18 protein-coding genes and 3 pseudogenes are annotated in these 22,271 nt (G+C 60.0%); 8 read left to right on the top strand and 13 right to left on the bottom strand.

The genetic code is table 11. The annotated features are described in order from the left end of the window. Positions 1–286: 286 nt before the first annotated feature. From AXG89_RS31675 to AXG89_RS31690, 4 genes are all read right to left on the bottom strand, one after another. The gene (locus AXG89_RS31675) at positions 287–1,462 is read right to left on the bottom strand and encodes an HNH endonuclease (RefSeq protein ID WP_162916175.1); all 1,176 of its coding nucleotides are present in this window, start codon (positions 1,460–1,462) and stop codon (positions 287–289) included. A gap of 1,007 nt (positions 1,463–2,469) precedes the next feature. Then, positions 2,470–3,036, bottom strand: coding sequence for an aKG-HExxH-type peptide beta-hydroxylase (locus tag AXG89_RS31685; protein WP_162916176.1), 567 nt, complete (start codon positions 3,034–3,036; stop codon positions 2,470–2,472). A gap of 58 nt (positions 3,037–3,094) precedes the next feature. Next, complete coding sequence (locus AXG89_RS42535) at positions 3,095–3,655, bottom strand: hypothetical protein (RefSeq protein WP_162916177.1); 561 nt, start codon at positions 3,653–3,655, stop codon at positions 3,095–3,097. After that, positions 3,652–4,275 (bottom strand): hypothetical protein, encoded by a 624-nt coding sequence (locus AXG89_RS31690; RefSeq protein WP_062174543.1) that lies wholly within the window; start codon positions 4,273–4,275, stop codon positions 3,652–3,654. The genes AXG89_RS42535 and AXG89_RS31690 overlap by 4 nt, the downstream gene beginning before the upstream one ends. 636 nt (positions 4,276–4,911) lie before the next feature. Here AXG89_RS31690 and AXG89_RS31695 point away from each other — a divergent pair. Together AXG89_RS31695 and AXG89_RS45080 are read left to right on the top strand one after the other, a co-directional pair. After that, complete coding sequence (locus tag AXG89_RS31695; protein ID WP_162916178.1) at positions 4,912–5,559, top strand: CPBP family intramembrane glutamic endopeptidase; 648 nt, start codon at positions 4,912–4,914, stop codon at positions 5,557–5,559. A 16-nt stretch (positions 5,560–5,575) separates the two neighbouring features. After that, the gene (locus tag AXG89_RS45080) at positions 5,576–6,217 is read left to right on the top strand and encodes a serine hydrolase domain-containing protein (protein ID WP_442861781.1); all 642 of its coding nucleotides are present in this window, start codon (positions 5,576–5,578) and stop codon (positions 6,215–6,217) included. On the opposite strand, the gene AXG89_RS31705 is transcribed toward AXG89_RS45080, so the two are convergent. Then, a complete protein-coding gene (locus AXG89_RS31705) occupies positions 6,103–7,566 on the bottom strand; it encodes an IS4 family transposase (RefSeq protein ID WP_062174547.1) in 1,464 nt (487 codons plus the stop codon). The genes AXG89_RS45080 and AXG89_RS31705 overlap by 115 nt on opposite strands. 52 nt (positions 7,567–7,618) lie before the next feature. On the opposite strand from AXG89_RS31705, the gene AXG89_RS31710 reads away from it, so the two are divergent. The 3 genes from AXG89_RS31710 to AXG89_RS31720 all read left to right on the top strand — a co-directional run bounded on the left by AXG89_RS31710 (position 7,619) and on the right by AXG89_RS31720 (position 10,314). After that, complete coding sequence (locus AXG89_RS31710; RefSeq protein ID WP_062174549.1) at positions 7,619–8,206, top strand: serine hydrolase domain-containing protein; 588 nt, start codon at positions 7,619–7,621, stop codon at positions 8,204–8,206. 274 nt (positions 8,207–8,480) lie between these two features. After that, positions 8,481–9,260: an alpha/beta fold hydrolase gene (locus AXG89_RS31715; protein ID WP_062174551.1), complete on the top strand. Its 780-nt coding sequence runs from the start codon at positions 8,481–8,483 to the stop codon at positions 9,258–9,260. A gap of 430 nt (positions 9,261–9,690) precedes the next feature. Then, complete coding sequence (locus tag AXG89_RS31720; protein WP_062174891.1) at positions 9,691–10,314, top strand: ATP phosphoribosyltransferase regulatory subunit; 624 nt, start codon at positions 9,691–9,693, stop codon at positions 10,312–10,314. Positions 10,315–10,729: 415 nt separating this feature from the next. Here the strand turns inward: AXG89_RS31720 and AXG89_RS31725 are convergent. The 8 genes and pseudogenes from AXG89_RS31725 to AXG89_RS31760 form a co-directional block, all read right to left on the bottom strand. After that, positions 10,730–11,955 (bottom strand): annotated as a pseudogene (locus tag AXG89_RS31725) (IscS subfamily cysteine desulfurase). Positions 11,956–12,008: 53 nt separating this feature from the next. After that, positions 12,009–13,019 carry an XdhC family protein gene (locus AXG89_RS31730; protein WP_069638495.1) on the bottom strand — a complete coding sequence of 337 codons (1,011 nt, stop codon included), beginning with the start codon at positions 13,017–13,019 and terminating at the stop codon, positions 12,009–12,011. A gap of 26 nt (positions 13,020–13,045) precedes the next feature. Then, on the bottom strand, positions 13,046–13,792 hold the full coding sequence (locus AXG89_RS31735) for a CoxG family protein (RefSeq protein ID WP_069638479.1): 747 nt from the start codon (positions 13,790–13,792) through the stop codon (positions 13,046–13,048). Positions 13,793–13,799: 7 nt separating this feature from the next. After that, the gene (locus AXG89_RS31740; protein WP_162916180.1) at positions 13,800–14,531 is read right to left on the bottom strand and encodes an enoyl-CoA hydratase/isomerase family protein; all 732 of its coding nucleotides are present in this window, start codon (positions 14,529–14,531) and stop codon (positions 13,800–13,802) included. A 76-nt stretch (positions 14,532–14,607) separates the two neighbouring features. Next, positions 14,608–15,438, bottom strand: a complete 831-nt coding sequence (locus tag AXG89_RS31745; RefSeq protein WP_062174555.1) for an alpha/beta fold hydrolase — start codon at positions 15,436–15,438, stop codon at positions 14,608–14,610. Then, positions 15,435–17,843 carry a xanthine dehydrogenase family protein molybdopterin-binding subunit gene (locus AXG89_RS31750; RefSeq protein ID WP_062174557.1) on the bottom strand — a complete coding sequence of 803 codons (2,409 nt, stop codon included), beginning with the start codon at positions 17,841–17,843 and terminating at the stop codon, positions 15,435–15,437. The genes AXG89_RS31745 and AXG89_RS31750 overlap by 4 nt, the downstream gene beginning before the upstream one ends. Continuing rightward, positions 17,836–18,342, bottom strand: a complete 507-nt coding sequence (locus tag AXG89_RS31755) for a (2Fe-2S)-binding protein (RefSeq protein WP_062174559.1) — start codon at positions 18,340–18,342, stop codon at positions 17,836–17,838. The genes AXG89_RS31750 and AXG89_RS31755 overlap by 8 nt, the downstream gene beginning before the upstream one ends. Before the next feature lie 32 nt (positions 18,343–18,374). Beyond that, positions 18,375–19,250, bottom strand: a complete 876-nt coding sequence (locus AXG89_RS31760; protein ID WP_062174561.1) for an FAD binding domain-containing protein — start codon at positions 19,248–19,250, stop codon at positions 18,375–18,377. 250 nt (positions 19,251–19,500) lie between these two features. Between AXG89_RS31760 and AXG89_RS31765 the strand changes: the two are divergent. The 3 genes and pseudogenes from AXG89_RS31765 to AXG89_RS31775 all read left to right on the top strand — a co-directional run. Then, a pseudogene (locus tag AXG89_RS31765) lies at positions 19,501–19,647 on the top strand (LysR family transcriptional regulator); the annotation flags it as partial. Between the two features lie 42 nt (positions 19,648–19,689). Continuing rightward, positions 19,690–19,845, top strand: a pseudogene (locus AXG89_RS45085) (IS6 family transposase); the annotation flags it as partial. A gap of 889 nt (positions 19,846–20,734) precedes the next feature. Then, a complete protein-coding gene (locus AXG89_RS31775) occupies positions 20,735–22,213 on the top strand; it encodes an NAD-dependent succinate-semialdehyde dehydrogenase (RefSeq protein ID WP_062174567.1) in 1,479 nt (492 codons plus the stop codon). The last annotated feature ends 58 nt before the right edge of the window (positions 22,214–22,271 follow it).

Below are 22,271 nucleotides of genomic sequence, written 5' to 3' on the forward strand. Positions count from 1 at the left end.
TCGTTCGCAGGCGTGAAAGATGCGGGCGAGTCATGCCAGTCTTATGAGACGGTGCCCGGCCACCAAGCGACCCTCGATCGCCATTTCACTCAGTCACTCAGACGTCAGCTCTGCACTAGCGCTTGATTGCGAATTTGAGCGGCTGCAGTTTGGCATCAGGGATCGACTACCGGCCGATACATAGATCGAGTGCGGCACCGACGTCATCGCTGCCTCCGCTCATATTGCCACCGAGGCTGCGGCCGGCACGGCTGCCGCGAGGAGCTTCGCTTACCGGACGATTCAGTCAGTTCGAGTGCGTCACTACGAGGTCTGAGCCTTCGCTGTCCTGGAACTCAGGTGGGAACGCATCGTCTAGCATTGCGAGCAACGCCGTCCTGATCGCAGGCGCAAGTTCACCTGAGTGGGCCTCGCGGTGATGATTCGGGCATAGCGCAGCGACATCCCAGATCCGGTCTGGACCATTCTCGGAAAGAGGGATGACGTGATGCGTTTCGAGGTACAGCCGTCCATTTCTCGTTTGGAATCCTGGCGTATCGCAATACTCGCAGTGGCCGTTTGAGCGCTCCAGCACACTGGCACGAACCGCCGGGTCACGTACGAAAACCGAACCCGTCACTGCACCCCTGACAGGCACGTCCGTGCCGGGGGTGCCGTGCTGGTCCTCGTATGCCGGTGCTTCGCCAGCATGGCTGGCAGGTGATTCCGTGCTGACGTTCTCCGACTTGCCCCGATGCAGGATACATGCGCCATTCAATTTGTCGTAGCTCACGATGCGCCACGGCTCAGGATCGAGATGCCGCAAACGGACCACCGAAGACTCACGCCCCATCCGCTCTTCGGTGGCCATATCTCCCTCAACTACAATTACGCGAAGGATGCCGTCGCCGGAGGCAGCGTCGCGCAACAATTCGTCCAACTGACGTGCCCGCTTCGCCTGGCTTCGCGCTCGATCGCGTGCTTTCTCATTGGGCTCCGTCGCGACGAAGCGTTCCAGCTTGAGCGCCCACTCCCGAAGATTGGCTTGGATTTCCAGCGTGTCCGCAGCGAACGTGATGGACTGAAACCAGAAGAAGCCAACTGCGGGCTCCTCAATGCCTCCAAAGGCCCAGTTATAGCAATAGGGAGGATTGCTTCGCGGAGTTACGGCCGGGGTACCGTCCATTCGCATGTACCAGCGCGAGATATTGACCTTGGCCTTTCGGACAAGGTCGATGACGGCCTGATGGCGCACGGGTCGCAGTGCAGACCGGTCCCCTTCAAGGCGAGAACGTTGCCTCTCCTCCGGAGTCTCAAGCCTGCTGAGGTCATGCAACTCAGTAAGCAAAGCTTCACGAAGAATTCCAAGTCGAACGGAACGACACCCTCGCAGAAACTCAGTCGCATCAGCGAAGCGGAAACCATACGCGGGTAGATTGCTGTTTTCACTACGAGCGACTCTCTGCGCGTTGAGAACGCGCAATTCCCGCTTCAACCATCGCTGGACAATATCTAGCTTATAGCGCTCCGAAGTCTGTTGTCGGCAAGGGTGATCTCTACGTCGACACCAGCTGACAGTCGGCCCCAGAAAACCGTAGCTAGCGGGCCGAATTCGTTGCGGAACTCGAGCCCTTCGCTAAGCGTTCTCATTTTCCCCGCGAATGCCGAAAGCGCAGCTTCTTCCAGGGTTTTCTTGTCGACTTTGCTTATCGGCATAGTTGCGTCAGACGCTATTGTTGTTATGGCTGGGCAGACGGGAATTGTGACCTCTGCCTCTTCCGTGGAGGTGACGTGGCAGGAAGGTGTTCATCAATGGATATCCCGCGACGATCGCGCCGGTTCCGAAGTTTCACCCAATCGGGCAAGGATTCGTACCCAATCCGAAAACCCGGCGGCATTTTACACTCCTCTGAACGCAGCGCCTCAGGCGGCGCTTCTGCCTCTGCCGAGGCAGCGCCTATATGTACAAGGACGTTTTATCGCTCAGGCTTCATCGACGACCAGACCGCGCCAATGGCCGTTCCGCCCTTGCAACCGGCCATAGCCCTCGCATTGGGTCGAAAGGCAGTTGTGGGTCGAGAGGTGCCTGATGCGTCGGGCAGCAGGCGGCCATGTCCGGCCGTCCGGCCTCGCTCTCGGGCAGACATTCGAACGTCACCTTCGCTGCAGTTACCAGACATTCAAGTAACGCCTCGATTGGCAGGTGTTGCTGAGGGTTGTTCAACGTTGTCCTGGTCCACAGGACGATAAGTCACTAGTGACGCAGGCAGCCAGACGTTAGAACAACCATTATGAAAGCACGGCGGAACGCGATACGGGTTGTCCAGTGCTCACGCGAATGGGGACGTTAGTGAAAATCGATTGGGCGGCGATTTGTCGGCTGTATTGGATGATGGTGGGAATCGTCAATACATCGAATCTTCGGTCCGGCCTTGATCCCGGCAGGCTTTACATAACCACAATTCAGTTCGATAGAAAAACGAGATTAGACTAACTTTTTTGCGGGCGGACATGCGACTGGTGCCCAGCGTCGGCTTCAGCTAGCGCGCCGCGCAACGGCTCGAAAATCGACCGACCGATGTCCGATAAGCCGTCGCTCCGCGCCAGATATCCTTCCAGTACCGCCACATCGGAGACGAAGGCGTTGAAACGGTTGACGGTGTACTGATCGCCATAACCGTTGCGGAATGCTTTTAAGTACATGATCAATACGTTTGCGAATGCATGATAGGCGATGAGAATTCGGTCCAGCAGCCGTTCCTTCTGAACGGGCGGAGAAAAATACATCTCGGTACAGCCGGGTTTAAGGCAGGAACCCACCTTCTCAAGCATATGGAAATACTGGTGGGACGATTCATGCACGAGAATCTCCGCAGCCTCGAGCGCACAGACCGGCTCCGTCATGTAAATCGTCCCAGACGCGTCCGCCCAGCTTCCACTGCAAGACCGGTTTGCGAGATGCGGTAACAAAACGATGGAGTTCAGCACGCGAGTTACCCAGCGTGCGTATTCGGGCGCCGCTTGCGCCAGCAGCGCGCACGCACCATCCAAAAGCACATGGCGGTCCGACTCGCCAATCGTATCCCAATCGATGGTGATCCACTGGTTCGACTTTCTACAGATGTCGCCTGCCGTGCTGTCGGTAGGAATAATCTGGATGTTTTCGAAACGAGAAAGGCGCCGCGGAGGGGCGCCTTGCCCATCGACTACGACGCCGCGGTGAAGGTCCACCAAACCAAAGTTCGAGGATCTCGCCACTCTTTCTGGCGAAAATTGTTTCGCTTGGCCGGAACACGTAGCCGGCGACGCAAAGTGGGAGGCCGCTCGATGCGCTGAAACGAATGGTGAAGCCATCGAGTTGCGATGCTATATCTAAACACGTTCTCCCAAGGCACTCCGCCTGATCCTCTTTGTTGCGCTCCAGTACGGAACGTCCGAGTTTCGCGAGACTCAGTCGCCAGACGTCGCCTAAGGACTTGTCTCGCTCGATCCAAGCGTTAAGCGCGGCGTCAAGCTGGCCGTCGATGTCATGGAACTTTACCGGCAGAGGCTCGACAATGGTCTCTGCAATCGCTACGTTGGCGTAGGCGCCCGCTATGCATGCGAATAGCCCTTCGCTGACTTTGGCGCCCGGGTGCGAGAACTGCTCGAACAGTGCAGCCCCGAGATCGTTCATGTTGAGGTCTCACGGATCATTGACGGCGGAAGCGCATCCATCAGCGTTTGCTTTGCACGCCGGGAAAGCGCGAAGAGGGTCTGACAATACAACGACGGGTTCTGAAAGTTTACGCCGTCGAACCGATGCGGTACGTAACCACCTCCGCATGCAGCGAACTCGCTGCAGCGCTTACAAGCTGGCGCCGGGTCCTGCACGAGGTCAACGCCGAGGCTCGAAGCGTGCTCGGAAAACGGTGTGTCATAGACTGTGATGCCATCCTTTGCAACAGTGCCGCCGCAAAAGCGGATCACGTCGCTGATGCCGATGGCACCGTTGGTCTCGACGACACATAGCGCCCCGAGATCGCCGCCAAGTGCATCGAGATGCGCTTTCTGTCCGAGATGGCCGCGGATGAGTGTCTCGAACAGCCGGATTCTCGGGGCGGCGCCGTCCAACTCAATCCACCGATCGAACGCCGAAAGTAGGAAGCGCGTATAGGGCTCAGGCCCCGTCCATCCCTCGGGCGGATGAGCAACATTTCCCAACGGCAGCAGGAAACCATGGGATATAACGACAAGCGATAGTTTATCGCCCGTGACTGGACAATCCTTGGCAACAAACAGCACGGACGGGCCCAACCTCCCTTGCGTGGCAGTTGATTGCACAGATACCAAACAGCACCTTTTAGAGGCTGAAGTGACCCGTTGCCCGGAATCTCAATGAATGAAAACCGGCGGGATGCGCCAGTGAGGTTCCGAGACTTAAGGACAGCGAAGAGAAAGCTGGAACGGACCATTTTTCTTCCTGTTTTATCAATGCAGCACGCCTCGAATTTTGCCTCGTTTTTTACATGAGTGGCTGCGGACGCAAGCTTGACCTCCTCTCCGAGCGCGCTGGGCGGGAAGAAACTAACGCTCACGTACGATCTCCGATGTCTCCTTCCGGAAGCATCGACGGGCCGAAGTGGGTCGACTACGAGCATGCGCCGACGCGTATGGCCCCGGTACCCGCGCATTTCGGGGCATATGGTAATTCGTAGCTGCCCGGTTCACTCTGTTGCTCGGTGTTTTGAGGCGCTTTTTCTGGATCCGACCGTCTGAACCATCGAATGGCTATTTTTGTTCGCCTAATATTGGCGTTTCTGAAACAGCGATCATTGGTGTCCGAGACACCACGCCGTTATAAAATCTATGGTAGATCTTCTCCCGCGTGCGGCCACGTTGGGGCTTTCCGGGTGTGTCACCGCTCTCATCGCGATGCTGCTGAGTCGTCCGATGACGAAATCGCAATGGCAGTATCTTGCGATGGCCTTTGTCATCTTTCTGATCAGTGGTGTTTTTCTCCTCCTTCCTTTCGCCTTGCCGTCGCTGAGAGTGGGACACTGGAACTGGATGGGCAAGTTGCTCAGTATTTGCGCTACCTATCTCGTCGTTTTCAATTTCAAGGCTGGCGACGCCGCCCGTCGATTTGTTACCTTCCGGCAGCGTCCCGGCTCCGGGAGTGTGAGTACCGCTTTCATCGCTTTACTGCTGCTTACTTCGGTTTTAGTCAACGTGGCAACAGGCGGAGGAAACCACACTCCAACTTGGGAAACAGTTTTTTATGAAGCCTCCATGCCCGGGATCGATGAGGAAACCGTCTTCCGAGCCGGCGTCCTGGGATCTCTTGTTGCGGGTCGACGGGTAACACAAGGCGATGATCGATGGGTCATTTTAGGTTCGGTCCTGGTTACGTCGATTCTCTTCGGACTAGTGCACGCGGTGACATTCAGCACGGAGTTTCGTCTCGGTTTCGATTGGCTAGCATTTGTGATTACAGCAGTTATTGGCACTTTGCTGGCACTTCTCGCGATAAACAGCGGATCGATCTTGCTGCCTGTGATTGTTCATAATCTAGTGAATTGCCTTTCGTTCATTTTTTAGCCGTTCACGTCAGCATGTGTATGAAAGGTGCAAAGGCCAACGCAGATTAACGTACCGAACGGGAGCGACATTGAGTCCTGAAACAATTACGTCCGTTTTTGCCGCAACCGGGGCAGATACTGCATTTTTTGTTACCGGAAAGGCCGTTGCTCGGCCATGGGGCGCAGCGACGGGCTGGGCAGATCAAGGTCTTGCAGAGCCTCTAACCTGCGACACGCCCTTCCGAATTGCTAGTAACACCAAGACACTTGTTGCGGCCACCGTATATCGATTGTGGGAGCAAAAAAGGATCGAACTCGATGCGACCATTCATTCGTTATGTTCGCCGCTCTTGAATGCCCTATTGACCACTCGTGGTTATACGGAGTCGATCACAGTCTTGAATCTTTTAAATCACAGCGCCGGGCTCTGCGACCATGCCGACGACGATTACATCAAAACGGTACTTGAAAATCCTGAGCACCAGTGGACGCGTGAAGAACAGGTGCGCCTTGCTGTTGCGAGTGCTCCCCCGCAAGGTAAACCTGGGGCTCAGTCTTGCGATTACCCACAATTTCCACGCCCTAGCCAATATCCAAGCTGGATGTCCATGAGACGATGCATACCTCGCCAGATAACCGTGTTGCCCGGTGGGGGATCATTAGCGCGCGCAAGATAACCGCCGAGTTGCGCGAGCTTGATGAGACTGCGTGACAGCGGAGGCGCCTGTGCAGTGCATGCTGTATCTTTGACGAGCCGCTCGACGAGGTCGGTCTCTGTTTGTGTAAGCGCCGTTTGGGGTGGCGCGTCCGGCGCGCAGCGGTTGAGCTCGGTCAGCCAGAAGACCCGCCATGTGAGGATGCAGAAGATGGCGATCAGGTTCGTCAGCCGGCTTGCGGTGCGCAGTTGCGACTCTTCAGCCTTGCAGCCGGACTTCAGGATCTTGTGGAACGTCTCTATTTTCCAACGCATCGCGTACCAGTCGATCTTTTCGATCGCCTCGGGACGTGAGTTCACCGGCAGGTCTGTAAGCAGCTTCCATTCGATACGTGGTCGACCCACTGGCTCGCCTCGCTCCAGCGCATGAATAACGGTCAGCTTGAGTGCCGGATAGTGCCGCTGCTTGCTGACGGGCGGTAAGACCGTGATGCGCCGATATCTGATATCCAGAAGCGCTTGCTGGGGACACCCCTTGGAGTCGCGAAACTCGATCCGATGCAATCCCTTGACCCGCACCTCTGACATCTCGTCCGCAACGGTATGTCCGCCGTCGCCAGCCAACCTGTTAGTGCAGGTGCGCACCAAAAAATGCGTTCCAACCTCGCGGGCAGTGCAAAACAGTTCAAAGATGTCGCTCTCCCTGTCACCGATATGTACACAGCGATCCGGATCGCCGAGTCGTGCCGTGGACTGCCGAAGGTTCTCAAGCCAGCGGTAGCTCTCTTTCTTCTCGATCGGTACGCGCGTGAAATTAACCTTGCGCTTCAACTTCGTCGTGTTCTTGAACTCTTTCCGACTCCAGAATTTGATGGCCGTCAGCCCGAGCGGCAATCCGTCTGTTGTAACCGCCAGACTCGAATGCATCAGGACGCCGCATTGGGAGCTTGGCTTGGGACGGCCTCGCCGTTCGGCGGCGGTTATCGTATTGCTGGCGTAACCGATGAGTTCGGGGTGCTCTCTTTCATACAGGAACGCGCTCGTATCGTGAAGCACAAGAGCCGGCCCTTCGGTCACTGCAAAGCGCTGCGCCGTTGCCTGAAAATGACCGCTCAGGATGTCCTGTTCGCTTACGCCGTCATTGTCCAGAAATCGATAGGCCGCCTTGGTGTTGGCCCAGTCAACACAAGCCAAGGGGATGGTTTCGCCCATACCCTTCCATAGACGGTCTAGCAACATTTTGAAGCGTTTCTTCAGTCGTTGGTCACGGAAATTGCCTTGGGCGCTTTCGCGATTCAGCCAATCCTCCTCATCCGACGGCAACCCTTCTTCGGGCTGCGATCGTTGTCTCTGAGACTCGTTCTTATTCATTTCATAACGTAGTAGTGCTAATTTTTATAGGCTAACAAAAACCCGCATATTTGTGGGTAATAGCAAGGGGGCTCAGTACCTATACTCAGACACCGGATACATTTTTCTGGGAGACATTATTGAGCGACTTGTGGGAGAACCGCTCGCTCACGTTGTTCGACGCGAGATGCGCTTCGACCACCTTGGTATGGACTCGACATGGTGGGAAGTGGTCGAGCCCCGGCCATTGAAAGCCAACCGAGCTGCGCGTCAATTCCTGGATGGGATTGATGTCACCCAAATCAACGCGACAATGGACTTGTACGGTGGAGGCGGCCTGATGATGTCGGCACGTGATCTGGCAACATTTATGCAGAACCTGTTCGAAGGTGGCATTTTTGAATCGCCGAGAACCTTGTGTGAGATGCTGCGGGCCGGCCCTCACGAGGGTTCCGAAGCTTACCGGGGAGGAGTTTCTGCTGGCGCTATAGGCGGTCACGAAGTATTTTCCCACCTTGGTTTCTGGGGGACCGCCGTCTATTACGCGCCTAACCCGGGTATCTCCGTTGCAGGTTTTACTACAGACCGGATGTTTCGGCCTGCTTTGGTTCAAGCGATTGAAAAAGTGCTTGGAGCCTCGCTCGGCACGCAAAAATTGTGACCCGATACCCGGTGTGGATAGCAGGAAGCTCCGATCTTGGTAGCGTGCCGCCGATCAGCGTCAGGCAGACAGCGGCCAAGAACGGCCATTAGACAAGCAAATCTATACTGGTGACAGTCGATCAGTGGCAAATCGACAATGAGCGATGACACAGTCAATTGAAAGGTTTGTACAGTCCGGTTCTCTACAACTCGCCGTCCAAGATCACGGGGGAACCGGGCCGGTCATGCTATTGCTCCATGGAGCGGGACGAACTGCCGATGATTGGAACCCAATGACGCGTTTATTGACGTCAATACGGCACGTCATCACTTTGGATTTGCGCGGCCACGGCTTGTCCGAGTCGGGGGAATGGAATGTTGATCTTATTTTGGAAGACATAAGGGCCGTGCATCGAAGCTATTCGACTGCCGATATTACAATCGCTGGCCATTCACTCGGAGGTGTCCTAGCATTCCTATATACATCGCGGTATGGCGATGTTAGCCACGTAATCGATCTGGATGGGTTTGCGCTACTTGCCAGTGAGTATGTCGGGCTTTCTCCCGTAGAAGCGGCAACCTATCAAGAGCGGGCGCGGGCCGGCTGGGTGCAGCCGCAACCAAACTTGACGAGCAAGGCAGTAGCTAAGCTTCAAAAAACCGTAATCGATTCCTACGGCCTGTCGCCGGCCGATAGTGCAGAGATTATGAGGCGTACGCTGAATCCTATCGCCAACGATAGCTATTCATTCCGGACGGACATTGGGGCGATACGGGGAATTCGCGCTTTGTATGGAGCGTTTCTCAATGACCGCAGCTTCTTCGATTTGGTCCGCTCGGTTGCCTCGCCGAGCCTTATCTTTCGCGCAAATCGGCTGAGCCTACCGCCGCAACTGCCCGAGTGGCACAGAAAGATGCTTCAAGCATACTTTCTCGGGGTTCAGCAGCAATCCGATGCGTTAAAGGATTCCTGCCAGGTCATGCTGTCGGTACGTGAAAGCAGCCATATGATGATGCTGGAAGAGCCAGATGCGTTGGCTTATGAAATGATTCAATTCCTCACAACTGGCTGAGCAGATCTAGGTGCCTCGTGCGTTCCCGGCATGCTCGTTTGACGGTTCGTTCCCGGGTAATTGCGAGGGCCGAAATGGGTCTACCTGCGCCGGTAACGAAACGATAAGCTGCAGGCCGCACCGTCGGTTCAGTGTTTGCCCGCAAGCGGCCACATTGAGAAGGTCGACATCGATGCCGAAATCGTCAGTTGCAACGACGTCAGTTTGTATGTCAAGATCAACGTTATGGAAATTCGTAACGTGTCAATCAAGTGTCACCACCATCACGGTCGTCGTTCGATGCGCCGTGGTTCGTTACGTCCATAGCAGGAGATTCGGGATGGCAGTTTCCCGCTCCATGCACAACGACCAAGGCGCCTAAGGCGCCTTTTTTTATTTCCAGCACACAAGAGGATTCTCATGACTATGATTCGCGGAACACGTTTTGTCGTTGGCAAGGAAGCCGCGCAAATTCGCGCTCTGGAAACGCAATTCCAGAGCTATCTTCATTAACGTTGGAGCAGAGGAGGCGATTGTCCCGGCTTTGTGGTCGCAAGACACGTTCATTGAAAAGGCCGGCGGCAGCGAAGTTATCGGCCAGATGTGGGCATTTCCAGATAAAAAGGGACGGGCTTGCTGCCTAATTCCTGAGGCGACAGCACTATTCCAAGAGCGATGCACCGAATTGTTGGGCGGCCGACGGGAGCGGATGTTGTTTTATATTGCTCGGTGTTACCGCTATGAGCGACCGCAAGCCGGCCGCTACCGCGAATTCTCCCAACTGGGATTTGAGTATCTTTGCCCCGATGCGAAATCGGCGGTTGAACGTAGCCAGGAGATAGCGACCGGTTTTTTCGATTCGCTTGGCCTCCGATATCAAATCGACGGTTCGGCCCGCAGAGGCCTCAGTTATTATCTAAACGGTCGGGGTTTCGAGATGCGTTGTACGGAACTCGGAGCGCAACAGCAAGTGGTGGGCGGTGGTGCATATCAAGAGGGTGCCGGCTTTGCTATCGGCGCTGAGCGACTCTTATTGGCGATGACGGCTCAAGGACTTTTGCAGCGGAGGCCGTGACTTGAAGTGGGTGGTTCGCGATCCCGCAAGCCTCACGTCGCAAGTCAACACGTAGTCGAGCGAAGTCGCGAATGTCCGTTCCTGGCAAGCTCGATCGTCCCTTGTGGATCGGGTGCCGCCGATTGCCGTCAGACACGGACCGGCCATCTACGGACGTTCGACCGCGTTCTCAAGCGGGCATTCGAACGTCGGCTCCGCCCAGATAACGGACCTTCGGTTGGCACGCCCGACCTTCATGCCTGCCCTCGTGGGCTTCTCTGCCATACGCCGCGTGCTAGGCGTCAACGGACCTCATAGCTATTCATCAGCCGCCACAATGCTGTTAGGCTTGCAGTATCTTTTTTTGTCTCTCCTTCCTTCCTTCATTCATGGCTGACTTTTGGTCTAACGTAGACGCGCAGTTCCTGCGCTATCGTCAATGCGCTGCCCACGCGATCGTATCGATATCCACGCCATCCAGATGCATCTCCCACAACGACGACATCTCCCGCAGTCGCGCAACCTTGTCGCGCAGTAGTGCCGCCGCGTAGTCGACTTCGTCCGCGGTGGTAAACCGCCCGATGCTGAAGCGGATCGAACTGTGGGCCAGTTCATCGCTGCGCCCGAGCGCGCGCAGAACATACGACGGGCCAGCGATGCCGAAGTGCATGCCGACCCGGACGATACGGCCAGGTCCTTGACCGCCATGATCAGCGACTCGCCCTCGACGAAGTTGAAGCTGATGTTGACGATATGCGGCACGCAGCGCGATGGGTCACCGTTGCGAAAGGTCTGCCCGATCGGTTCGAGGCCTTGAAGCAGTCGGTCGCGCAAACCGGCGATACGCGCGTTGTCCTCGGCCATCTGCAGCCTCGCAAGCCGGAACGCTTCGCCCATGCCGACGATCTGATGGGTCGCGAGCGTGCCGGAACGCATGCCGCGTTCGTGTCCGCCGCCGTGAATCTGCGCGGCAACGCGCACGCGCGGCTTGCGGCTCACGAACAGCGCGCCGATGCCCTTCGGCCCGTAAACCTTGTGCGCCGTCATGCTCATCAGACTGGCGTTGAGAGCATGCGCATCGATCGGCACTTTGCCCGGCGCCTGCGTGGCGTCGATATGAAAGACGATGCCGCGCTCGCGGCAGAGCCGCCCCACCTCTTCGACCGGCTGCACGACGCCGATCTCATTGTTCACCAGCATCAGCGACACGAGGATCGTGTCGGCGCGCAGCGCCGCGATCAGCGCGTCGATGTCGACGAGCCCATTTTCCCGTACGTCTAGATACGTGACTTCGAATCCGTCGCGCTCCAGCGCGCGCATCGTGTCGAGCACGGCTTTGTGTTCGGTCTTCGCGGTGATCAGGTGCTTTCCGCGGCTGCGGAGGAATTCGGCGGTGCCCTTGATGGCGAGATTGTTGGACTCGGTGGCACCCGAGGTCCAGATGATTTCGCGGGGATCGGCATTGATCAGCGCGGTCACTTCTTCACGCGCGTTTTCCACCGCGCGTTCCGCGTCCCAGCCATAGGCGTGCGAGCGCGACGCCGGGTTGCCGACATGCTCGCATAGATACGGGATCATCTTCTCGGCGACGCGCTTGTCCACCGGCGTGGTCGCGGAGTAGTCGAGGTAGATGGGCAGTCGGAGGGAAGGAGCGGAATTCAAGATGGAAAGGCGTCGTTGGTCGTTTTCTGTGAATGCACTGCGCGCGGTATCTGTTACGCGAATGCACAGGAGGGCGCGGCGGTGGACGAACCGACGGAGGTCGTCACGCGCTTGGCCGGCATGGCGCCTGCGCGATTGCGTATCGCGGTCATTTGCGCGGCGATGGAAACGGCGATTTCGGGCGGCGTACGGCTGTTGATCGGCAGTCCGATCGGCGCGTGCAGGCGGTCGATCTCCGCGCAGGTCATATCGAACGCGGCGAGCCGCTCGCGACGGCGCGCACTGGTGGCGCCGGACCCGAGCGCCCCGACGTAGAACGCTTCGGACTTCAGCGCTTCCCATAGTGCCAGGTCGTCGAGAACGGGATCGTGCGTCAACGCGACGACGGCAGTGCGTGCATCGATCGTGTGAGCGCCGAGCACGTCGTCAGGCATGCCGCTGACGATCGGCACGTCGGGCAGCGTCCAGCTTGCGACGTAGTCGTCACGCGGGTCGATCACGGTCACGTCGTAGCCGAGCATGCGGGCCTGCAGCGCGAAGTAGTGCGACAGCTCGCCGGCGCCGATCAGAAACACGCGCCACTGGGGCCCGTGCACCATCTGGAACGCGGCGTCGGTGAGGCCAATCGCGTCGCCGCCGCGGGCCTCGCGCACGGTAGCGGCGCCGCTCGCCATATCGAGTGTGCGGACCACCCGTCGTCGCTGGCCGATCGCCTCGCACACCTCGCGCAGACTGTTTGCGTCGCGTACCGGTTCGATCACCAGTTGCAGCGTGCCGCCGCACGGAATGCGATTGCGGCGCGCCTCTTCGCTCGCCATCCCATACGTGACGACTTCCGGGAGGGACGGCGTGCCGGCCCGCTGGCGAATGGTGTCCACCAGATCGTATTCGGCACAGCCGCCGGACACCGAGCCGCAAAAGCGGCCGTCGTCGCGGATGGCGAGCAGCGAGCCGGGCGGGCGCGGGGACGAGCCCCATGTCGCCACCACCGTTACGAGCGTCACCGCGCGCTCTTCGGCCCATTGCAGCGCGCGGTTCAGTACTGCCGTCTCGGCGTCGTCCATGCGGTCCATCGCGTCGGTCCCGGGCGTCAATGCATCCAGTGCGCGCCGGCGAAGCTGGCAAATACGCCGAGGAGCATCGCGACGCCAAGCCACCATCCGGGGACGACGAACGGTCCGTTGGCTGCCGCAGCGGCGGACGGAGCCGCGCGTGGCGGCGTAGCCGTGGCCGCGGCAGCACGGGCGGCTTCGGCTTGCGGCACGACAACGGGCGCCTTCGTGCCGCCGCCAGTGCCGTTGTTGCCGTTAAATGCCTGGGCCGGTTCGGTTCCGGCCGTGGATGCGGATCCCGACGCGGCCCGCACAGCCGGGCCGGCCGGCGCTTCGGCCGCCGTAGCCGGCGCCAGCTGCTTGCGAAACGCCGCGAAGAAGTCATCCGACATCTTCTTCGCAACGTTGTCGATCAAGCGCGAGCCGACCTGCGCGAGCTTGCCGCCGATCTGCGCCTGGGCCGAGTAGGTCAGTTCGGTGCCGGCGGACGTTTCGGTCAGCGTGACGTTCGTCGAGCCTTTGCCGAAACCGACCGCGCCGCCCTGACCTTCGAACACCATCACGCACGACTGCGGCGGATTAGCTTCCGTCATCCGCAGGGTGCCGTTAAAGCGTGCGCGCAGCGGTCCGATCACTACCGCCATGACGAGCCGGTACGCGCCTTCGCCGGTCTTTTCGACCGATTCGCAGCCGGGCAGACACTGTTTCAGGACAGCGGTGTCGTTCAGCGCACGCCATACTTCTGCACGCGGTGCGGGAATGAGCTGGGTGCCGTTGATTTCCATGACGGCCTCACGCGTGCTTTTTCATCGCGGCGGCGGTGTTCACCATCGAATGCAGGCTGCGGGCGTAGTCGATCGCACCCTGTTCGTCCATGCGCGGCGCCACGCGCAGATATTCCTTGAGGCCGAGGATGGCCGGGCGCGGACGGCCGAGCAGAACCTTGCAGAAGCTCTCGGCCTCGTCGTTCAGGCTGGCGGCCGGCACGACGGTGCTGATCAGACCATAGGCCAGCGCGCGCTGCGCATTGATGAACTGCGCCGAATACGCCATCCACAGAATCGCGTTGCGGTTCACGCGGTCGTAGAGCGCCGACATGACCATCGTCGGCATCACATTGTGAGTGATCTCGGGGATGTTGAACGTGGCCGTGTCGCTCGCGAACGATACGTCGCACAGCGAAGCGATCGCGGTGCCGAAACCCATCACGCGGCCTTCGAGCGCGGCAACGACCGGCACCTGCGCGCCGCGGATCGCCTTGTAGCTGTTGAAGATCGCGTCGTATTCCGGACGGCGCGCATACGCTTCGGCGGCAGGCGGCGGCGCGCCGGCATCGCGCACGCGGCCGGTGCAGAAGTCGGGGCCCCCGCTACGCAGGAGCACGGCGTCCGACGTCGTGTGCGCGTTGGTGACGGCATCCACGAGGGCGGCCGCCATGCTGTCGGAAATGCCGTTGTCCTCCGGTCGGTTCAGCGTGATGCGAAGGAGTCGGCCATCCTGCTCGATCTTGATCTGTTCGTTCATGGGTGTAGTGTCGGGCGTAAGGGGTTGAAGGTCGGCGCGGCGTGCGCTTGCACCCGCGCCGCGTCGTGCGTTTGCGTCAGCCGGCATGTTGCGCGTCTTGCGCGCGTTGGAGATGCCGAAGCAGCGCGTCGTTGAATACCTCGGGCTGATCGATATTGGGCAGATGGCCGGCGTCTGGAATCACTTCCAGCCGCGCGCCGCGAATCAGCGACGCGATGTGCTCCATGGCCTGCGGCAGCGGGCCGTCGTTGGCGCCGACGATCAGCGTCGTCGGCACGCCGATGCGTGCGACGTTGCTGAGATAGTCCAGCTTCTGGATAGCCCGCGCGCACCCGGTGAAGCCTTCGGTCGACGTTTGTGCAACCGTGCTGCGAAAGCGCGCCGCGAGTTCCTGATGAGCCTCGAGAAACGGCTTGCCGAACCAGCGTTCGGTGGTCGACTCCGCGAGCGCGCCGCAACCGTCGCGTCGTGCGATCTCGATGCGTTCGTCCCACGGCGCGGCGAATGCGGCGGGCGCGTCGGCGCGTGCGTCGCACAGACAGAGGCTCAGTAGCCGATCTGCGTGGGCAATGCCGAGGCCGAATCCGCTCATTCCACCTAGCGACAGACCGACGTAGTGCGCGCGCTCGATCTTCAGCGCGTCGAGTACGGCGACGGTGTCGGCGGCCAGGTCGTCCATCGTCCACGGCGGGGTGCCGGCGTGCGATGCGCCGTGCCCGCGCGTGTCGGCGCGGATCACGCGCCAGCCTTGCGCCTGCAGCAATGCGGCCTGCGCTTCCCACATCATGCTCGACGACAGGATCGAATGCGTCATGACGATCGCCGGCGCACCGGCGTCGCCCTGAACATGGACCGCGATTTCGCCGGCCGGGCCGCGTACGCGGCGTAGAGTGACGTCGCTCATCATTTCACCTCCTGAAATTTCAATGCGGCCGATTGCAACGCGCGCCAGATCGCTTGCGGCGTCATCGGCAGAGAGTCGATCGACGCGCCGACCGGCGCCAGCGCATCGTTGATGGCGCTTGCAATCGCGGCCGGGCTGCCGAGGTAGCCGGCTTCGCCGGAACCTTTCTGGCCGAATTCCGTCAGCGGCGACGGGGTGCAATGGTCGACGATCGTTATCGGCGGCACTTCCTGCGCACTCGGCAGCAGGTAATCCATGAACGTGCCAGACAGCAACTGCCCGTCATCGGAAAACGAAAACTTTTCCATCAGCGCCGCGCCTAGTCCGTGTGCGATGCCGCCATACGTCATGCCGTGCACCACGTCCGGGCTGATCATCACGCCGCAGTCGTGACCGCAGACGTAGCGATGAATCTTCACCTTGCCGGTTTCGCGGTCGATGCTCACGAGGTTCACATGCGACTCGAACGAATGGCACGGGTACATCTGCACCCGGCCGTCTTCGGTCGGCATCTTGCCGCCGGTCGGCACTTCCCACACGAACTTTTCCTGCAGCCCCGGCTCCATGCCTTCGGGCATGCAGTGATATTTGCGGTGCGCGATTTCCACCAGTTGCGCCCATTCGATGCGCCGCTCGGGGTTGTCGCGGGCCACCACGACGCCATCCTGATACGTCAGTTGCGCTTCGTCGAGTCCGAGGTTGTGCGCGGCGATGCGCAGCAGTTTGGCGCGCAATTTTTTCGCTGCGCCAGCGGCCGCGCCGCCGAGCATGATCGCCATCCGGCTGCCGACCGGGCTGTTTGAAGGCAACGCATTCAACGAGTCTGCATGAAGCACGCGAATGCTGTCCGGCTCCCGCAGCAGGATCTCGCCGACGACGGTCGAGACCAGCGTTTCATGCGCTTGACCCGATGTCGACGTGCCCATCAGCGCGGTGACCGTTCCAGCGAGATCGATTCGCACGAGGCACGAATCCATCCACGTGGTGGTTTCGTTCTTCGGATTGAACAACGGCTCGAACGATGAATTGCCGCCCGACGGTTCCAGACAGGTCGACACGCCGATGCCGGCGAGCAGCCCCTGGGCCCGCAATGCATCGCGTTGCTCGACGAGCCGGTCGAATGATGCGGCGTCGAGCGCCTTGCCGAGCACCGTCACGTAGTCGCCGGAGTCGTAGTGCGTGCCGCTCGGAATCAGATACGGAAACTCCTCCTTGCCGATCAGGTTGTGCCGGCGCAACGCAATGCGGTCCATGCCGAGGAAGCGCGCCACCTTGTCGATGCCGGTTTCGATCGCGTAGTTCGTCGGCGCCTGGCCGAAGCCGCGCACGGCTTCCTGCGGCGTCTTGTTCGTCAACACCGAGATCGCTTCGTACTCGACGCTGGCAATCCGGTACGGCCCGACGATCGCGCCGACCGGTTTGCCGAGCTGCAGCGGCGAGCGGCCCGAATACGCGCCGATGTCGTCGAGCGCGCGCATCCGCATCGAGCGGATCGTGCCGTCGCGGTCGAACGCGAGCGTCACGTCGAAGATCCGGTCCGGACCCTGCATGTCGCCGCCGCGCATATTTTCGATGCGGTCTTCGAGGAACCGAACGGGACGGCCGAGCTTGCGGGCGAGGTAGCCGACCAGAATCGAATGCTTCAGGCCGCGCTTCACGCCGTAGCTGCCGCCGACGTCGACGTCGAAGTGAACGCGCACGCCGTTGCCCGGCAGTCGCAGACACTTGGCGAGCTGGTCCGGGAATTTCGGCATCTGGATCGACGCCCACACATCGAGAATCTGCGTTGCGTCGTTCCACGTGCTCGCCACGACAAACGTCTCGATCGGCACCGTCGAGCTGCGGGCCCAACGCACCCGGTACGACAACTGGTGCGCCGCCTGACGGAAGTGCTCGTCGACGCTGCCCCACACGAACTTGCGCTGAAAGATCACATTGGAGCCGTGCGCCGGATGCACGAGCGGTGCGGAGTCGCGCGTGGCGGCTTCGGGGTCGACGATATGCGGCGTCGCCTCGTATTCGACCATCACCAGTTCGCTCGCATCTTCGGCGAGCGCGCGCGTTTCCGCGACCACGGCTACGACCCATTCGCCCGCATAGCGGACGACGCCTTTGGCTAGCGGATAACGGGTGACTTGCGGCGCATCGACGCCCGGCAGCATCGGGTCGGTGGCCGCGTTCAGTTCGTCTCCTGTCACGACTGCATGCACGCCGGGCAGCGCCAGTGCGGCCGACGCGTCGATCGACACGATCCGCGCGCTCGCGTACGGGCTCGCGACGATCGCTACATGCAGCAGCCCGGGCAATTGCACGTCCGCCGCATAATGCCCCGCGCCGACCACGAAGCGGCGATGTTCGACGGCGCGCCTATGCTTGCCGATATACCGGAAACCTTTGGCGTCAGACATTCGATTCTCCCGCGGCGACGGCGTCTTCGGAGCGCGTCGCGAGCTTCACGGCGTCGACGATCTGCTGGTAGCCGGTACAACGGCAAAGGTTGCCGTCGATCGCATTGCGAATCTGCGCCTCGTCGGGGTGCGGGTGCTTCGCGACCAGCCCGTGGCACGCGATCAGCATGCCCGGCGTGCAATAGCCGCATTGCAGCGCGTGCGCTTCGCAGAACGCATCCTGAATTCTCGTCAGCGCGCCGCGTTCCGGCGCCAGACCTTCGACGGTAGTGACGGACATGCCGTCGGCCTGCACGGCGAACATGCAGCAGGAGCGCACCGGGTCGCCGTTCAGCAGCACCGAGCAGGCGCCGCAGATGCCGTGCTCACAGCCGACGTGCGTGCCGGTGAGCGCGAGATGCTCGCGCAGAAAATCGACCAGCGTCGTGCGCGGTTCCACCATGCGCGGCTGGATCACGCCGTTGACCTTGATCTCGACAGGGACGAGCGTATTGGACATGAAAAGGTCTCCTCGTTCTGGGGGCGGGCGCTTTAGCGGCCGGCGCGGCTCGCCGCGTCCATCAGGACGCGCGTCATCATCACGGCGCCGAGGTGGCGCCGATAGTCGCTGTCCGCGTGAAGGTCCGAGCCGGGCGACGCCTGCTCGACGGCCGCGTGCGCGAGCTCACGTGCGATGCGCTCATCGATTCGCCTTCCTGATAGTTGCGCCGCGAGGGCCGGAAACGCGAGCGGCGTGCCGTCGACGCCGCCGAGTCCGATCGCCGCGCGCACGCAGATACCGTCCGGATCGAATTGCAGCTGACAGGCGGCAGCGGCCATTGCAAAGTCGCCGTGGCGCATCGCCGTTTCGTCGAACGCGGTGAACACGCCCGGACCTTGCCATACCGGCCATTCGATTTCGACCAGACATTCGGTTTCGCCGAGCGCGGTGAACATCGGGCCGAGGAAAAATTCGGACGCGTCGACTTCGCGCACGCCGTCGGCCTCGCTGCGCAGGCGCAATTTCGCGCCGAGCACCGTGGCCGCGAGCGGCAACTCAGCCGACGGATCGGCATGCACGAGACTGCCGCCGACCGTGCCGCGATTGCGTGTCTGCACGTGGCCGACCCATTGCAGCGCATCGCGCACGAGCGGCACTGCCGCGTGCAGCGCGCGGTTGTCTTCAATATCGCGTTGACGCAGCGCCGCGCCGGTTACCACGCGTTCGGCGCCGATCTCGACCTGCTTGAGTTCGGCGAGCCAGTTTATATCGATTAGCACTGCCGGGCGCGCAAGCCGTAACGCCATCATCGGCACGAGGCTCTGGCCGCCCGCGATCGGTTTCGCGTCGATGCCGTGCTGCGCGAGCAGGCTGAGCGCGTGATCGACGCTGCGTGCGCGAAAATAGTCAAAAGGAGCCGCCTTCATGTGCGTCGTCTCCTGTTGGTTTGCCGGTGTTGATGTCCGGGGCGACCCGGATATTGGTGCGCGTGCGGTTGCACGCGTGGTTCGGGTTGTCTCACTCTTGCTCCTCGAATGCGTCCGCGGGAAGACAAGCCTCTCTCGGGAATACGGGCAGTGTCGTCGCCGTCGTGGTTTGACGCAATTGACGAAACATCACGCCTTGTGAGAAAAACTGACCCGACCTTGATGGGCGGGTCGACAGAATTTCTCCACCATGACAAGAAAACTTCCTCCGCTGAACGCAGTCCGGGCTTTCGAAGCTGCCGGCCGGCACGTGAGTTTCACGAAGGCCGCCACGGAACTGAACGTCACGCACGGCGCGGTGAGCCGCCAGGTTGCATTGTTGGAAAGCTGGCTCGGCGGCACTGTCAGGTTGTTGGAGATGTGGCGGTAAAATGAAGCGATGAAGAAGACGAAATCGCTTTATCATGGCCATCGTTTCCTTGCTATCGTCATCAGCCGCGCCGTTCGCTGGTACTTCCGGTTCGGCCTGAGCCTGCGCGACATCGAGGAGTTGTTGCTCGAGCGTGGTGTCCTGGTCACGTACGAAACGATCCGTTCCGGCGGCGACGGCTGATACTCCTGAACTCGCTCAGGTAAAGCACGGTTTCGTCAAAGCAGCCGCTCGCGTAAACAATAGCGCCGAGAACAGCCACCAGCCAACCCGTAGGCGCGAACGCCAGATGTGTGGCTTTCGCGATGTGCGTCGCACGCAGGCATTTCTTTCATGCTTCGGCCCGATCCGTTAGCACTTTGCGCTTCCAAGACATGAGATGAACGCTGCACGTCATCGAGCCATACTAAAGGAACGCCTCGGCACATGGCATGGTTGGACTGTCTCTGTCGCAATCGAGACAGTTATCTGATAAGGATAACCACACGTGTGCCGCACAGTTCGCCTACAGCCGCCAACTTGACAACGCCTTCGCAACCCATGCACGGAACTGGTCCGGCGCACGCGATGCACGCGACGGTTGATGCGAAAAGCCTTCATCCCGCTGTTTGTCGCGAATCGCATCAACGCACCAGAGCCGACCGTGCGGTGGTCGGGTTATTGGCATCCATGGTGTCCGGCAGGCGTGAGGCTTAAGGACATCGTGTGATTTTTTCTAGCTTGTCGGCAAGGGATGCTTGCCTAAGACTTCACTTCCAGTGAGAACCGCTTCATTTCGCACATTCGTGCCGGGGATCTGGCCGCGCCCTTGCGTCGCTGGCCAGATCGTCGGCGGGGCCACGCTGATTACGGCCGCAAACGCCTGTGTCTAGGCTTGCAAAGCGAATGGCACGGCCCACAATTCCAGTCAACATAAACCTGCCGATCAAAGCCTCAGTCGCCCGAAGATTTATTGGACAGTCAAACAGCGAATTTACATTGCGACGGTTTGGAGGGGGGCTGATAGGCAGTGATTATAAATCGCAGCGATTGCCGGACGGCAGAGGAAAAAATTATGAAAATCACAATGGAACGCCAGGATCTGCTCCCGGCCGCATTTTTTGTCGGCGGTGAATGGCGGCAAGCAAGCGACGGTCGTCAACTCGACGTCACGAACCCGGCAAACAACAGCGTATTCGCCACGGTGCCAGACGGCACGTCGAGCGACGCACTCGATGCTGTGAATGCGGCCTACGCAGCCTTTCCGTCATGGAGAGCGGTCCCCGCCAAGCAACGCTCGATGATTCTCAAGCGGTGGGCCGATCTGATAATTGCCAATCAGGATGAACTCGGCAAACTCATCTCCAGTGAACAGGGAAAACCTCTCGCCGAAGGTTGTGGCGAAGTCGTCTACGCCGCGAGCTACGTCGAGTGGTTCGCTGAGGATGCGACTCGTGCCAACGGCGAGGTGATTCCGTCGCCGCAACCCGGGCGGAGAATGCTGGCGCTGAAGGAACCGGTCGGTGTGGTGGCAGCGATCACCCCCTGGAACTTCCCCGCGGCAATGATCGCTCGTAAGATTGCGCCGGCGCTGGCTGCAGGTTGTACGGTTGTGTGCAAGCCGGCGGAGGACACGCCGCTGACTTCACTGGCGTTGATAAAGCTCGCTCAGGATGCTGGCGTTCCGGCCGGCGTCCTAAACATAGTGACCGCGTCGCGGGAGCGCACGCCGGAGGTGGTGGATGTGTGGCTCAACGATGCACGAGTCCGCAAAATCACCTTCACGGGGTCCACACCCGTTGGGAAACACCTCGCCGCGCAATCATCCGCGACGCTGAAGAAGCTCTCGTTGGAGCTCGGCGGTAATGCACCCTTTATCGTCTTCGACGATGCCGACATTGAGGCCGCTGTTGATGGCCTGATGGCCGCCAAATTTCGCAACGGGGGACAGACTTGCGTTTGCCCGAACAGAGTCTATGTGCAGGCAACGATTCACGAAGAATTCGTTGACCTTCTTGTGAGCCGCGTCTCTTCCCTGAATGTCGGGCCCGCGAGCGACCCCCGATCACAGATCGGACCGATGATCAATGTGCGCGCCATCGAGAAGATCGACCGACACGTTCAAAATGCCGTTTCGAACGGGGCGCGGATAGTCTGTGGCGGACGAAGGTTGCCGACCGAAGAAATGGGTGGACCGAACTACTACCTACCGACCGTCCTTGTCGGCGCAAACAATTCAATGGAATGCAGCTGGGAAGAGACGTTTGGGCCGGTGGTCTCGGTGACGACCTTCCAGTCGGAAGAGGAGGTTATCGCAGCGGCGAATGACACACCATTCGGCCTCGCCGGCTACTTCTACACTACTGACGTTCGCCGCATTGCCAGGGTAACGGACGCTCTCGAGTGTGGCATTGTCGGCATCAACGAAGGCGTGCTTGCGGCGGAAGCTGCGCCATTCGGTGGGGTAAAAGAATCTGGGTACGGCCGCGAGGGATCGACTCACGGATTAGACGACTACATGCACGTCAAATATGTGTGTCAGGGTCAGCTTTAAGTGTGACCTTGCTGCCGGTGCATTAGCCGGCTATCCACCGGCAGCACTCCTTCGCCCA

The sequence above is a fragment of the Burkholderia sp. PAMC 26561 genome, from assembly GCF_001557535.2.
In the GTDB taxonomy this organism is placed as follows: Bacteria; Pseudomonadota; Gammaproteobacteria; order Burkholderiales; family Burkholderiaceae; genus Caballeronia.